Annotated in this window: 10 protein-coding genes; 5 read left to right on the forward strand and 5 right to left on the reverse strand. The window is 73.0% G+C overall.

Translation table 11 applies throughout. The features are described from left to right. Nucleotides 1-149: 149 nt before the first annotated feature. Entirely contained in the window at nucleotides 150-917 is a 768-nt protein-coding gene (locus SNOUR_RS36125) for a CoA transferase (RefSeq protein WP_312634822.1), read from the reverse strand. Here SNOUR_RS36125 and SNOUR_RS36130 point away from each other — a divergent pair. After that, nucleotides 916-1,161, forward strand: coding sequence for a LysR substrate-binding domain-containing protein (locus tag SNOUR_RS36130; protein ID WP_067355603.1), 246 nt, complete (start codon nucleotides 916-918; stop codon nucleotides 1,159-1,161). The two genes, SNOUR_RS36125 and SNOUR_RS36130, sit on opposite strands and share 2 nt — an antisense overlap. Before the next feature lie 49 nt (nucleotides 1,162-1,210). Here SNOUR_RS36130 and SNOUR_RS36135 read toward each other — a convergent pair whose 3' ends face one another. Then, the gene (locus tag SNOUR_RS36135) at nucleotides 1,211-2,803 is read right to left on the reverse strand and encodes a putative glycoside hydrolase (protein WP_067359064.1); all 1,593 of its coding nucleotides are present in this window, start codon (nucleotides 2,801-2,803) and stop codon (nucleotides 1,211-1,213) included. 179 nt (nucleotides 2,804-2,982) lie between these two features. Here SNOUR_RS36135 and SNOUR_RS36140 point away from each other — a divergent pair, with 179 nt between their 5' ends. Beyond that, nucleotides 2,983-4,020 (forward strand): polysaccharide deacetylase family protein, encoded by a 1,038-nt coding sequence (locus SNOUR_RS36140; RefSeq protein ID WP_067355606.1) that lies wholly within the window; start codon nucleotides 2,983-2,985, stop codon nucleotides 4,018-4,020. A 335-nt stretch (nucleotides 4,021-4,355) separates the two neighbouring features. Beyond that, nucleotides 4,356-4,526 carry a hypothetical protein gene (locus SNOUR_RS46595; RefSeq protein WP_159425986.1) on the forward strand — a complete coding sequence of 57 codons (171 nt, stop codon included), beginning with the start codon at nucleotides 4,356-4,358 and terminating at the stop codon, nucleotides 4,524-4,526. An 82-nt stretch (nucleotides 4,527-4,608) separates the two neighbouring features. Here SNOUR_RS46595 and SNOUR_RS36145 read toward each other — a convergent pair whose 3' ends face one another. Further along, nucleotides 4,609-5,463, reverse strand: coding sequence for an alpha/beta fold hydrolase (locus SNOUR_RS36145; protein ID WP_079143091.1), 855 nt, complete (start codon nucleotides 5,461-5,463; stop codon nucleotides 4,609-4,611). 749 nt (nucleotides 5,464-6,212) lie between these two features. On the opposite strand from SNOUR_RS36145, the gene SNOUR_RS36150 reads away from it, so the two are divergent. Together SNOUR_RS36150 and SNOUR_RS36155 are read left to right on the forward strand one after the other, a co-directional pair. Then, nucleotides 6,213-7,262 carry a polyprenyl synthetase family protein gene (locus SNOUR_RS36150; RefSeq protein WP_067355610.1) on the forward strand — a complete coding sequence of 350 codons (1,050 nt, stop codon included), beginning with the start codon at nucleotides 6,213-6,215 and terminating at the stop codon, nucleotides 7,260-7,262. A 259-nt stretch (nucleotides 7,263-7,521) separates the two neighbouring features. Next, the gene (locus tag SNOUR_RS36155) at nucleotides 7,522-10,458 is read left to right on the forward strand and encodes an AfsR/SARP family transcriptional regulator (protein ID WP_067355613.1); all 2,937 of its coding nucleotides are present in this window, start codon (nucleotides 7,522-7,524) and stop codon (nucleotides 10,456-10,458) included. A gap of 269 nt (nucleotides 10,459-10,727) precedes the next feature. On the opposite strand, the gene SNOUR_RS36160 is transcribed toward SNOUR_RS36155, so the two are convergent. Continuing rightward, nucleotides 10,728-11,171 (reverse strand): hypothetical protein, encoded by a 444-nt coding sequence (locus SNOUR_RS36160; protein WP_159425987.1) that lies wholly within the window; start codon nucleotides 11,169-11,171, stop codon nucleotides 10,728-10,730. 133 nt (nucleotides 11,172-11,304) lie between these two features. Next, nucleotides 11,305-14,142 (reverse strand): AAA family ATPase, encoded by a 2,838-nt coding sequence (locus SNOUR_RS36165; RefSeq protein WP_067355617.1) that lies wholly within the window; start codon nucleotides 14,140-14,142, stop codon nucleotides 11,305-11,307. Nucleotides 14,143-14,380: the final 238 nt, after the last annotated feature.

The following is a 14,380-nucleotide window of genomic DNA, read 5'->3' on the forward strand; positions in this document are numbered from 1 at the left end:
CCCGCGTTCCACCAGCAGTGGTGCCCTTCGGCAGTGCCCTTCACCGAACGACGCTTCGCCGGTCCGTGGGTGACCCGTTCCTCGTCACCGTGACCGTCCGTCCGCCCGAGGGCGAGCGGGCGGACGGACGGCCCCCGCGAGGCGGTGTCTCAGCTGCGGGGGAGCCATTCAGGGCGGCAGGCGCCGCGCGGCAGGAGCACGTGCCGGTACGCGCCCGGGGTGTCGGACATCCGCACCTGGTCGGTGACGCCCTGGTAGTGGCCGAGCGGGGTCTGGGCGGTGAAGGTCTCCGGGGCGGGGTAGGCGTGGTCCCCGCCGGTGCCGGCGATCTCGGTGGCGTAGTCCTTGTCGAAGACGCCCATGCCGAGGATCCACAGGGCGACGCGGGACAGGGAGACGTGGACCCGGTAGCTGCCACCGTCGACGGCGCGGCGGCGCAGGGCCTCCACGATGCCGGCGGTCAGGAACCACGAGACCAGGTAGTCGTTGACCACGGTGATCGGCGGCAGGGCGGGCTTGTCGCCGTCGCCCTCCAGGTGCAGCAGGCCGGTCAGCGCGCCCGCGGTCTGGTCGAAGCCGAGGTAGTCGGCCCACGGGCCACTGCGCCCGTTGAGCGAGACGGTCGCGTGGACGAGCCCCGGCCGCCGGGCGATCGCCTCCTCCTCGGACAGGCCGACGGACTCCAGATAGCCGGGGCGGCGGTTGGCGAAGAAGACGTCGGCGCCCGACTGGAGCGCGTGGACACGCGCCAGACCTTCGGGGGTGTACGGGCTCACGGTGGCCGAGCGCACGCCGACGTTCGCGGAGAGGTACGTGACGTCGTGCTCCAGCTCGTGCGGGCGCCAGAGGTTGAGCACGTCGGCCCCGTGCAGGGCCAGGGCGCGGCCCGCGCCCGCGCCCGCGATGATGTGGCCCATGCCCAGCGCGCGCCGCGCCGGGGCCGACGACCTCACCGGCCTGCTCGGCTACGTCGCCGCCGGGCTGTGCGTCAGCCTTCTGCCGGAGGACCTGCGGGACTTCCCCGTCCCCGGAATCGCCTTCGTGCCGCTGCGCGGATCGTCGCCGCACCTGGAGACGACCGTCGCCGCCGTCCACCGGCCCGACGCGGACGCCGCCGTGCTCCGCCTCCTGGACCTCATCCAGCGCCACGCAAGGCCGTGACATTCGTCCCGGACAGGTGTGGAGATGCGACTCTGCCACCCGGCTCCTGTCACCGCAGGGTGGCGAGCGCCGCCCCTTGATAGGTGGCTCCGGCGTTCCAGAGCAGGAAGGAGTTCATGCCGTCCCCCGCCGCCGCCCTGATCTGGTCGGCGACTTCACCGGGGCCGTAGTGGACGCCGAGGGAGAAGTCCTGGAGCCAGGGGACGATCGTGGCTCCGGTGCCCTTGACCTGTGTGGCGAAGTCGGCCAGCGACCGGTTGACGATCTCGTAGGGGCTGGCGTTCGGGCTGGTGACCCCGTACTCGCCGGCGGCCCAGTGCGAGGGGTAGACCATGGGGGCGATGTAGTCGGCGTGTTGGGCCATGGCGGGGATGTCCTGGGCGATTTCGGTGGGCCGGGTGGCGGCGATGCCGAAGACCGAGACCCCGAGGTACGCGCCTTGCGGGCGGACGCTGCGGCGGGTGTCGGCGACGAACTCGGCGATGGACTTTTCGGGGGTCTGGTTGCCCAGGCCGGGGAAGCGCAGCGTGGAGAGCTTCCCGTCGGGGCGGCGCACGTAGTCGTACAGGATGTCGTCGAAGCCCAGCTTGGCCGCTTCGGTGGCCAGGGCGATGTTGTACCGGCGGACCTCGGGATCGGCGAAGTTGGTGAAGGAGAGCTTGCCGTAGTGGCCGCCGTCGTACGGGCTGCCGTCGGGGGCCTGGACCAGGCGGTTGTCCTTGCCCTGGCGGTGGGATGCCTGGGCCAGCATGGGATCGCGGAAGGCGACGATGCGGCCGACGACGCGGGCTCCCATGCCGTGCAGGGTGGCGAGCACCTCGTGTGCGTCGTAGCGGTTCTTCACGGCGCCGATCTCGCGGGCCAGTGGCACCGTGGAGCCGTAGCCGACCTCGCCGTCCTCGTCCTTGATGTCGAGCTCGATGGTGTTGAGCTTCCTGTCCTTGATGAGCTGGAGAACCGGCTCGCGGACCTCCGGCGAGGCCCATCCGATGGCGGTCAGGTGCGCGGCCCGGGTGAGGGGGTAGGGCGCGACCGCGTCCACGTGCCCGCGGGTGACGTTGCCGCCCGCGTCCGTGGCCGCCACGTCGATACGGGCGGGGGGCCGTTCGAGCCGCCGGGAGAAGGTGCCGTCGCCGCGGACGGGCACCGACGCACCGGCTATGGAGACCTTCACCTGCCCGGCGTCCTCGACCCGGCCGCGTACCGTCACCGGTGCGCCGGGCCGGGTGGCTCGGGCGGGGGACAGCCGCAGTTTCGGTGCGGAGGTGTCCACCGTGAACGTCCGGGATATGTGGTGCAGGAAGAGCAGGCCACTGTGGGATGTGGCCGTCAGTTCGTGCCTGCCCTCGGCGAGCACGGGGGCGTCGAGTATGACGCGGCCGTCGGCCCGGTGCGTGTGCACCGGCTTCCCGTCGAGTCGCACCTCCAGCTCGGCCAGGTCGTCGGCTCCTTCCTCGGACGTGATCGCAAGGCGCGGGTTGCTGACGTCGGCTCGGCCCAACACGCCCTCGCTGCGGAGCCCCTCGACCCGCAGCTGGTGAGACAGGGACTGTATGGCGAAGGCGCCGAGCGCCGTGCAGGCCGGGACCACCAGGGAGATGGTGATGACTGCGGTTCGTATTCGGGGTCGGTGTCCACGCATGTCCACTCTGCCGTTCTCGAAAGAGGGTTTCTTGCGTCATGAGATAGCCGCCACGCCGTCCGCCCAAGAGGTTTCGAGCGGGTAGTCATGCATTCGGCCTAGCACGCCGGGGTGTGGGTCACGCTGTTGCCCCAGGCTTGGAGGCGACGGACAGCATCTCGTTCACATCCGGAGGCATCATGCGGCCATCCCGCCGAAGCGGTGGCGCGGCCATCGTCGCATCGGCCGTCCTGTTGCTCACCGCCTGCTCGGCAGGCCACTCCGCGCTGGAGCGGGGCCGAAACGAGCCGTCGGGCAGGGCACACAAGGCCGGCGGGCAGGCGGCCGTCGCCGACCCGGCGGCAGTGCAGGCCGACGAGCTCGGTGCGGTCCCGGTGCTGATGTACCACCAGCTGGTGGCCGAGCCCCGGAGTGTGTACGACCGCACACCGCAGGACTTCCGCGCCGAGCTGGAACGGCTGGCACGGGAGGGATACGTACCGGTCACCGCACGGGAGTTCAGCAGCGGGGAGATCGACATTCCCGCCGGTACCCACCCTGTGGTGCTGACCTTCGACGACTCGACCGTCAGCCAGTTCCGTCTGGGCGCGGACGGCCGGCCCGCGTCCGACACCGCGGTGGGCATCCTGCTGGACGTCGCCCGGAAGCACCCCGGATTCCGCCCCGTGGCGACCTTCTTCGTCAACGCCGACCCGTTTCGAGAGCCGGGCGGCCGAAAGCCGTTGGACTGGCTCGTCAGACACGAATTCGAGATCGGCAACCACACCCTGCGGCACACCGCGCTGGGGACGGTGGACGACGCCACCGCCCAGGAGGCCATCGCCGACAACCAGAGGGCGATCACCCAGGCCGTGCCCGGCCTGTCGGTGGTGTCGATGGCACTTCCCAACGGTTCGATGTCCCGCTCCCGGCAGCTGGTGCTGAAGGGCGCCGCCAACGGTGTGCGCTACCAGCACCAGGGCGTCTACCTGGTGGGAGCCAACCCGGCCCCCTCCCCGTTCTCGACCGCCTTCGACCCGGGAGCCATCCCGCGGATCCGCTCCCAGGCGGCGACCGGACCGGAGGCCCAGTTCACCTCGACGGCCTGGCTGGACAAGCTCCGCGACGGGACGGTCAGGCGGTACACCTCGGACGGAGACCCGAAGAGGATCAGCTTCCCCAAGGACGAGGCGACCAGCCTCGCCCCGGCCCACCGGCAGGCCGCCCGGCCGTACTGAGCCAGGTCGATGTCGAGCCGCTTCGGTCGAGGGCGCACCCGACAACCCCTTCGGTCAGTGTGGCGCAAACCTTTCGGTGGGCGCCGTCATGTGTACCGAGGGGAGCGGTCCTTAGCGTGCTACTCGCGGTCGGGCGTCGCTCCAGTGTGGAGCGTGGGAACCGTCAAATGCCCGCCCAGTGACGCGAGTACGGCCCGTGGGAGACCAAGGCGCCGACAGGAGAAGTGTGGGAGAGCGTTTCTTTGACCATCCTGGTTGCCGACCCCCTCAGCGGCGCCGGGCCGCCGCCCTCTTGAGGCCATACCCCACCGTCAGTCTGCTCGCCGCGGAGCGCAGTGCCGAGGCCGATGTCCTGCTGGTGCTCGGTCCTGCTGGTGCTCGCGGGATATGAGCAGGTCGCTACGGAACCGGCCCGGCCCGAGGCGACGCCCGCGGCGGTGGTCACCGAGGTCTCCGCGCCGGACGGCGGCCCTTCGGGCGCCGGTGCACCCATCGACCCACGGTGACGCGCGCCCGACCCGCGATCCGACCTGACGTCAGTGGCCCCTGAGTCCGGCCAAGGGACCGGGCAGCCGATGCGGAACCGGGTCAGCCCCAGAACTCCCGCAGGGCGGCGTTGACGGCGGCGGGCTCCTGGGTGTGCGGGTAGTACCCGGGCACCCGCAGGAGGCGGCCCCCGAGGGAGTCCGTGAGGGACTCGGCCACGGCCATGAGAGGGAGCCCCACGTGCTCGCGGTACGCGGCCGGCGCGCGCTCCCAGGTTCCGCAGATCACCAGAACCGGCAGGGCGGCGCCCCGTATCGCCTCCAGCGGGATCTCCGCCTCCCAGACGGGCCGCTCCCTCATGGAGGTGGCAACGGCACGGAGCCGGCGCGACGTGGGCTCGGGCATGGCCATCCCCAACCCCTCGGTGGACGCACGCAGATACTGCTCCGGCGTGACGCCGTCCGGGATGCCCGGGGCACCGTCACGCACCCGGTCGAGGAGGTCGGCGACGACTGGATGGTGCGCGGCGGCGGTGAAGGCGGAGGGCTGGACGAGGGCGAGGGATCGGACGAGGTCGGGCCGGCGCGCGGCGGCGATGAGCGCGGCGACGGCGCCGTTCCCGTGCCCCACGAGGTGGGCGCCGCCTGGCCCCGCGGCGGACGCTTCGGCGCCGAGAACCTCCACGACGTCCTCGGCGTCGACGTCGAAGTCGCTGCGCGCGGTGTCCGGGCTGTCGCCGTAACCCCGGCGATCCATCAGGAGCAGCCGCCGGCTGTCCGCGAGGGGCCGCTGCCCGGCAAACCCGTACGTGGAGTCGCTGCCCCAGGTGAAGATGTTGTGGATGAAGAGGGCGGGGGGAGCGGCCGCCGGGGTCACCGAGGCCCTCGAAGCCGTCGGGGCCCGGCCTCCGCCGACCCGATCGCGGTCATCCCACACGGCCACGTGCACGGCTGCCATAGGTCGTTCTCCCGAAGCTGCGGAGCATCAACTCCCGTGAGGCTAAACGATCGCGCAGACAGGCAGGCGGCCGGTCGTGGTCGTCGTCCATCATGACCACAGAGCGTCGCAACTCCATGGTCGCGGAACCTGTGCCCGTCTCGTCCGGCTGCCCGCTGCCGGCAGCCGGTACCCGCCCACCGCCTACCTGCGCGGCCTTTTAATCCTTCGGTACCGCCCGTCATCCATCGCGGCCAGTTCTCCACCTAATCTGGCCGAACAAGGGGCGTGCGACCGGGTCCCGTACGGCGGAGCGTGCCGTCAGGAGTCCGCCCGCACCGCCCCGGACCGCGAGTCGACCCGAGTGCCCCAGGCCGCCCAGGATCGGGCGGGGGACCGGTTCGCCGCCTGCTCGTTGCCCGGCGCGGCCACCGCCGATCCGGCTCCGCGCAGGTACCGCCGGCCGGGCATCGTCGCCGCCGTTGCCGACGGCCGAGGTGCGGGACGACGTCCGCTCCCGTACGGAGCCGCCGACGTTCCAGTGGCACGGGACGAAGGGTCCCCCGTGGCCCCGCCGCCGGGACCGCGGCGCGGACGGGACGAGACCCGCAGGGCCCGCACCCGTCGTGCCATGACCGCGTCCGGTGTGCGGGGTCCGTTCCCGACGACGGCCGACCGGAGTCCCCGTTGCCCGCGGACCGCCAACCGGTGGGCGGCGGACGGTGACCCGGTCGCGCACATGAATGCTCCACACGAAAGGACACCCGATCATGACGCCTGCTACCGAGCCCCGGGCCACCGCGTCGCAAACCCTGGCCCGCTGCCGCGAGTTGGTGCAACCGGCGCTCGTGGCGGCCGTGGAGCGCCTGCACCCGTGGCTGGCCGACATGGCAGCCCACTCCCTCGGGTGGACGAAGGCGCACGCCGGCTTCGTCCCCGGTCCCCAGGGCAAGGGGGTGCGCCAGGCGCTCACGGTGCTCTGCGCGGAGGCCGCCGGAGCGCCTGCCGACTGCGCGCTCGCCGGTGCGGTCACCGTGGAGTTGGTGCACACCTTCTCCCTCGTGCACGACGACATCATGGACGGCGACGAGACCCGTAGGCAGCGGGAGAGCACGTGGATGGCCTACGGTCCCGGACCCGCGATCCTGGCCGGCGACGCGATGTGCGCCCTCGCCGCCCAAGTCCTCTGCGAGTCCCCCGCGGCACAGGGCGGAGCGGCGGTGCGACACCTGGCCGATGCCCTGCACGACATGGCGCGGGGTCAGGCCGACGACCTCTGCTTCGAGTTCCGTCCGTGGACCGGGCCGGACGCGGTCCGGGTACGCGAGTACCGGTCGATGGCCGAGCACAAGACCGGTGCGCTGCTCGGGTGTGCCACCGGTCTGGGCGCCGTGCTCGCCGGCGCCCCGGCCGCGACCGTCGCGGGCCTCACGCGAGCCGGCCGGCACCTCGGGGTGGCCTTCCAGGCCGTCGACGACCTCTTGGGCATCTGGGGCGACCCGCAGGACACCGGCAAACCGGCACACGGCGATCTGCGACGGCTGAAGAAGACCTACCCCGTCCTGGCGGCGCTGGCCTCGGACACGCCGGCCGCGCGGCGGCTCACCGGGATTCTCGCTTCGGGCGGGACGCTGGACGACGCCGGCGCCCGCAGGGCCGCGGATCTCATCGAGGAGGCGGGCGGGCGCTCCGCCACCCGGAGCGAAGCCCAGCGGCACCTCGACAGGGCCCACGACTGCCTGACGGCGCTCGACTTGGAGCCGACGGCATGTGACGAGATCCGTACACTGCTGCCCTTCTTCATCCATCGCAGAGCGTGACGGGGGCGCGGAACGCGGCGCGGACGTGCGGGAGGGCGAACGCTCGGCGGGCGCCCCCGTCGGCGACCGCCGACGGTCCACCGTTCGGGAGGCGTGACCCGCCGCGGCGGGAGGTCGGGGGGTGTCCGCCTGCCCCGTATCGACCCATGGACACTCCGACCGTCGCCCGCGCTTCCCGGCGATAATGACTACCGGGCGTCACTTCCCGGCAAGTGTCCGCCCATCTGTTCTCAGCCAATGACCGATGACAGGTTGATCGATGACCGATGCCGTGGGCCGAAAGTTGGAGCTGGGCATGGAGGGGCTGCGCATCGCAGCGTTGGGTCCGCTGAGGGCATGGCGCGGTGAGCGGCAACTGGACACCGGACCGGCGCAGCAGCGCGCGGTGCTCACCTCACTGACGTTGCGGCGCGGCCAGGTCGCCTCCGCGGACGAACTGGTGCAGGACGTCTGGGGATCGGATGCGCCGGCCAGCGCGCACGTCGCGGTGCGCAACCACGTCTCGCGGCTGCGCACGGCGCTGGAGAGCGAGTCCGCCGCGCCCAGGACCCTGGTCTCCGTCGCCGGCGGCTATGCGCTGCACCTGCCGGACGGGGCGCTGGACGTCTCCCGTGCCGAACGGCTCTACTCCCGGGCGCAGGCCGCCCGGAGCCAGGGGGAACTGGAGCCGGCCGTCCACATCCTGGCCGAGGCCGAGGCACTGTGGGCCGGCACTCCGCTGACCGGAGTGCCCGGCCCCTACGCCCAGCGGCAGCGGGACCGCCTCATGGAGTACCGGCTGCTCCTCGTCGAGGCGCGGCTGACCGTGGAACTCCAGCTCGGCGGGCACGCCCGGGTCGTCGGGGAACTGCTCGCGCTGGCCGACGAACATCCGCTGCGCGAGGGGTTGCGCGCGCTGGAGATGCTCGCGCTGTACCGCTGCGGCCGGCAGGCGGACGCGCTGGCCGTGTACACCACGGCCAGACGGCACCTCGCCGCGGAGCTGGGCGTGGATCCCGGCCCGGAGCTGGTGGGTCTGCATCAGCGCATCCTGGAGGCGGATCCGACGCTGGCACCGCCGCCGGGTGCGGCCGCCGGGTCCCCGGCCCCCGGCCCGGCCGCCGGGTCGGACCGGCCGACCTGGGTGCCGCCGGCGCAAGCCCCTCCCGACGTCCCCGACTTCACCGGCCGTCAGGAGGAGAGCCGGCGACTGCGCGACGCCCTGTCCGGTGCCGCACGGACGGACGCGACCGCGCCGGTGATCTCCGTGATCCACGGCATGGGAGGGGTGGGGAAGACCGCGCTGGCCGTGCACGCCGCGCACGCCGTGCGGGAGCAGTTCCCCGACGGCCAGCTCTACGCCGACCTGCGCGGGACCGGACGGGAGCGGGCGAACCCCTACGAGGTGCAGGAGTTGTTCCTGCGCTCCATGGGAGTTCTGGCCGGCAACGTGCCCAGCGGGCGGGAGGCGCGCACCGCGCTCTACCGTTCGCGGATGGCCGGCCGTCGACTGCTGCTCCTGCTGGACAACGCCGCCGACACCGAGCAGGTGAGCCCCCTGCTGCCGGGCACCGCCGGGAGCGCCGCGCTGATCACCAGCCGTACGGCACTGATGTGCCTTCCGGCGACCACCCGCACCGCGCTCGAACCGTTCAGCGAGCCGGAGGCCCTCGCACTCCTGGAGCGGATGGCCGGCGGCGAGCGGTGCCGTCAGGAGCAGGAGACCGCCCGCGACCTGGTGCGCGCGTGCGGCCTGCTCCCACTGGCCGTCCGTGTCGTCGGCGCCCGCCTGGTGGCCCGTCCGCGCTGGACGCTCACGACGCTGGCCGAGCGGCTCAGCGACCGCTCGCAGCGGCTGGGCGAGTTGGAGGCCGGCAGCCTGGCCGTCGAATCGGTCTTCCACCTCGGCTACTCGACGCTGGACGACACGGAGGCGCGGGCCTTCCGGCTGCTGGCCATACCCGAGGTGCCCGACCTCTCCCCGGCCGCCGCGGCGGCGGTGCTGCAGTGCGGCCGGCGGGAGGCCGAGGCACTCCTGGACGCCCTGGCCCACCACGGCCTGCTGGAACCCGGGGAACCAGGCCGGTACCGCTACCACGACCTGCTGCGGTTGTTCGCCCGCCACAGGACGCTGGACACCGACCCCGACGCCGCGCGGCAGGCCGCCCTGAGCCGGGTCGCCCGCTACTACCTCACCGGGACGAGCAGCGCCATGCGGGCCGAGCGGCCCTACAGCCAGCTGCCCGACGCCGCCGATCCGGACGGCATGCCGGGCGCCGCTGCCTTCGCCGACGCGCGCCACGCGCAGGAATGGGTGCTGCACGAACTCCCCGCGATGCTGGCCGTCGCCGGCCAGATCCTCCACCACCCCTACCGGCCGGTGAGCGCGGAGGACACCCACACCCTGTCGAGCCTGCTGGCGCTGCTCATGCCGTTCACCGACTTCTGTCTGCCGTGGGACGCCATCCATCAGCTGTCCCCTGCGCTGCTGCGCGCCGCAGACCACCACGGGGCGCGGCTCGCGACCCTGTTCAGCTGCATCACGGCGGCCGTCGCCTGCGCACGGCTCGGGCACCACAAGGAGGCCGCGGTGCTGGCCGCCCGCGCCCACGAGCAGCTCGACGCCGCGGACCGGGTACTGGCCCCGCGTGCGGTGTACACCATGGGGGTGGTCGCCGACGCGCGGCCGGACGGCCTGGACGAGGCCATCGGCCACTACCGGAGCGCACACGCCCTGGCGTGCGAGAACGGTGAGCCGGGCATGGCCGCCCAGTGCTCCGTCAGCCTCGCCCGCGCCCAACTCGCCCTCGACCGGCCGCACCAGGCGCTGGAGGCCGCACGGGACGCCCTTGCCCACTGCCCGCCCGGCACCAATCCGGTGGGCACCGCCCTGGCCCGACGCGTGTTGGGCGACGCCCTGATGGGACTCGACCGGTACGACGAGGCGGTGACGGAGTACCGGACGGCGCTCGGTGTCTGCCGGGCGCACGGCCTGCACGCACAGCGCGCCCATACGCTGCTGTCCCTCGCCTCCGCGCTGGCCGCGGTCGGCCGGCCGGAGCAGGCCGGTACGTGTGCCGCGGAGGGCGGGGCCGCGCTGGTTCAACTCGGCGACCCCACGGGCGAGGAGCGGGCGCGCGCCGTCATGGACCGCCTCGCGGTGGCCGGTCCGTCAGATCCGCAAGAGCAGCACACCGCAGTCGGTGGCGAGCACTGACGTTCCGTCCGGCCCGGCGGCCCGGTGCCCGGGGGCCTCGACGGGCCAGCCCACCTCGACGGTGTCCGGCAGCCGGGGTCGCTCCGTGCAGTGCCACCCCGGCACTCTCTCGGGCGGCGGGAGGAGCGGCGGCGGTGCGGTGCTCGGCGGCGGGCTCGGGGTCGGGGAGTCGGCCGGGCCGCCGGTCGGACCGCAGCCGCTGACCAGGGCCACGGTCAGGGCCAGGGGTATCCATCGGCCACGGGACGGCCGGGAGTGGAAAGTTGGGTTCACGACGAGCGCCCGTCGGTCGCTTCGGCGCCGAGCCGGTACCCGTCCAGCACGTCGAGGAACCGGTCCATCTCCGGTCGCCAGGCGCGCTGGACGTTGAGCCAGGCGGCCTCGGATTCGCCGGGGAACCGGAACCGGAAGATGCTCCACAGGACGCGCCGGCGGACCTCGCCGATCCGTGCGCGGAACTGCTCGTGCTCGATGTCGTACCGCAGCTTCCCCGGTCGGTATCCTGCCGATGCCACCTCGTGGAACAGCACGGAGCGGTCGGTGAGGGTGACGAAGAAGCTGTCGCCGTCGGCGATGCCGCCGGACAGCAGCGCGTACAGGAACGGATGGCGTCCCGACCCCACGCCCAGAGTCACCATCGGGCGGGCGAGCGGGTCGGACTTCCGCACGGCCTCGGTGACTTGGGCCACGGTGGTAGGTTTTCTGAACCCCATGGGTCTCTCCTCGGTAGGGGTGAACGTGAAGGTGGGGAGCGCGGAGTCGCCACGGGTGCGTACCGGGGCGCACGGCGACGCCGCGGTCGGCCCCGGAGTCACTTCGAGGCGGTGAAGAGCCGCTGATGTGCCGTCATGGCTGCTTGACCGCACCGGCATCCGCCAGCGCGCGGGTCAGCCCCGCGCGGCCGTCTATGGCGAGCTTCCCGTAGACGTTGGTCAGGTGGACTTCCACGGTGCGCAGACCGACGAAGAGGCGTTGGGCGATCTCGCGGTTGGTCATGCCCCGGCCGGCGAGGTCCGCGACCCGCCGCTCGGTGGGGGTGAGCGCTCCCACGCCGTGGAACGTCCGGGTGCGCGGCCGGTCACCCGCGGCGCGCAACTCCGCGAGGGCCTGATCGGCCAGCGACGTCGCCGTGCACTCGTGGGCGACGCTCACGGCCCGGCGCAGGTGCGCACGGGCCTCGGCCAGCCGGCCGACCTTGCGGGCGAGGACACCGCAGTCGGCCAGTGCCTGGGCGTACCGCACCCGCGCGGGAGTGCCGTCGAGGAGCAGTACGGCTTCGCCGAGCAGATCGAGTCCCTGCCGACCGCCGATCACCACCCCCAGGGCGCGCAGGGCCACACCGGTCACCTCGGGCACGCCCCAGGTGCGGGCGAGCCGCACCTCCTCCTCCGCGAGCGCCCTGGCGGCCTCGCCCTGCCGCAGTGCCGCGTGCACCAAAGCGGCCTCCGAACGCCAGGGAAAGAAGCCGGGGTTGGGCATCCCGCGGGCGCAGGTCCGCTCACCGCACAGCAGGAAGTCGGCCAGCCCTTCCTCCAGCTGCCCCTGGGCGCAGCGCAGCCAGCCACGCACCATCAGTACGTAGTCGTTGATCCAGTTGCCGTTCAGCCGCCCGTTCAAGTCGCCGCGCACCAGCAGGTCCTCGGCGTCGGCGAGCCTGCCCTGCCGGAGCAGGGTCTCCGCCAGCGTCGTGATCGCGAACGTGCTGAGGCCGTTGCACGGGCCGACGCCGATGCTGTCGAGCGCGCCCAGCGCGGCCTCCGCGTCGGCCTGGCAGTCCGCGAGCCGGCCGAGCCGGCAGTGGATGTTCGCCCGGGTGGTGAGCGCGTGGGCGTAGTGGAAGGCCGAGGTCCCGGGGTGCGCCGACCGCACGGCCGCGTTGGCGTAGGTCAGCGCCAACTCCGTCTCCCCGGCGGCGCCCAGGGAGGTCACCGCGCCGGTGTAGACGATGGACTCGTCGTCCTTGGGGGTCATGCCATGGCTCAGCGCCAGCCGGGCCAGGGTCACCACTTCCCGGGTGGATGTTCCCGCCATGGCCGCACGCAGGCTCAACAGGGCGGCCAGGGGCCGCTCCACGGGGCGCTCGACCGCGTCGGAGAGGTCCAGCTCCATCAGCCGTGGCACCACGGCCGGGGCCGAGGTCGCCTCGCTCAGACTGGTGTGAATGAAGTCGATCTCCAGCCGCATGGCCTGGTCGGGGTCCGTCCGCCGGACCGCCTCGCTGGTGCGTCGCAATGTCTCCAGCGCATCGGGGTGCCGGTCGAGAGCCAGGAGCGCGCCGGCCAGCTTGCGGGCGATGGCGGTCTGTTTCGTCGGGTCCGTGGACAGTTCCAGGCTGCGCTCCAGATTGCGGACGGCGACCGGGAGGCTGGAGGTGAGTTCGAGTTCACCCAGCCTCGCCAGCAGGGTGGCCCGTAGTTCCGCCGTGAGCTCCTCGCGCAGGGCGCGCCGCAAAAGGGCGGCTGCGTGCGCGTCGTCGCCCTGCTCCACGGCCAGCGTCGCCGCCCGGCCGAGCGCCTCCGGCACCCACGGCTCGCCCAGGGGGCTGAGCAGCAGATGAGCGGCCACCCGCGGCAGCGGAGCCTCGTGGGCCAGCAGGTGCTCGGCCGCCCGGAGATGGAGGTCCCGCTGCCGGCTCGGCAGCACCACCGCGGCGACTGCCGTCGGCAGGACGTCGCAGACGAAGGACAGGCCGTGCTCCGTCCCGGTCATCCACCCCGTGCCCACCAGCCGGTGTGCGGCGTCCGCGACGGCCGGCTCCGGCAGGCCGGTGACCGCCGTGATCAGGTCGATGCCCGGCGTACCCCCGAGCACCGCGACGGCCTGCGCCGTGCGCACGGCGTGTGGATCGACCTCCTGCAGCCGGGTGAGCACGGCCGAGCCCAGGTCGGCCGGGACATGGCCGGTGATCAGGTCTGCCGGTGCCGTCCGAGGGCGCTGCCCGGAAGTCCGCAGCCCACGCAACACGGCGTGCAGCAGAAGAGGGTTGCCGCCGGTGGCCTCCCGGCAGGCGAGGGTGAACGGCTGCTCCGGGGCCTCGCCCAGAACGTGGGCCGCCAGGGCCTCGACGGCGTCGTCGGCGAGACCGTCGAGTGTCAGCCGATGCTGGAACAGTGGCTCGACGGCGGCCACGGCGGCAGCGTGCGGATGTGCATCCCCCGGACCGAGCGTGGTGAGGACGAACAGCGGCAGGTTGTCGGCCCTGCGCAGCAGGTACCGCAGCCAGAGGAGGGAGTGCGGATCGGCCCCCTGCAGATCGTCGACGGCGATCAACAGCCTTCTGCCACCCGCCAGTCTGACGCACAGCCGGTACAGGTCGCCGAGGGCCTCCGCATCCTGCCCCGACATCGCGGACGCCGGCTCGTCCCGTCGCTGTGCCCACGGGGCGAGCACCTGGGCGGCGTCCAGAGTCCCGTCGCAGAACGGCAGCCCCGACGAGTCGTCGGCGGCCAGCTCCTCGAAGAGCCGGCGGACCACGCCGAAGGGCAGGTCGCGCTCCAGTGGGTCCGCGACCGCCGAGACGACGCAGGTGCCGGGGTCCTGGCGGATGTCCGCCAGGGCGGCCCGCAGCAGTGCGCTCTTCCCGCACCCCCAACCCCCGGTGATGACAACGGAGTCAGGGCCGGTCCAGGAGTCCCCGAGCAGCCGGGCGAGCGTGTCCAGCTCACGTTCCCGCCCGATCAGCACCGGACCGCGCCTCGTTCCGCGTGGGGAGCGGTCTCTGCGGGATTGGTCGGCATGTCACACCACGACTGTCTGGAGGGCGGCCCCCCTTCCCGGGGGAACGCTGGCTTACCTGGCTGCGGAGCTGCCGGCCCACGGGCGACATGGCGGGGGATCAGCCCATATGCGCCGGGGCCGGCAGCTCTGCCGAGAAGCGTGGCGCCGACGTGTAAGGGATCGATAATTTTCCGGTAAGGGGCCC

This window comes from Streptomyces noursei ATCC 11455 (assembly GCF_001704275.1).
Classification (GTDB): Bacteria; Actinomycetota; Actinomycetes; order Streptomycetales; family Streptomycetaceae; genus Streptomyces; species Streptomyces noursei.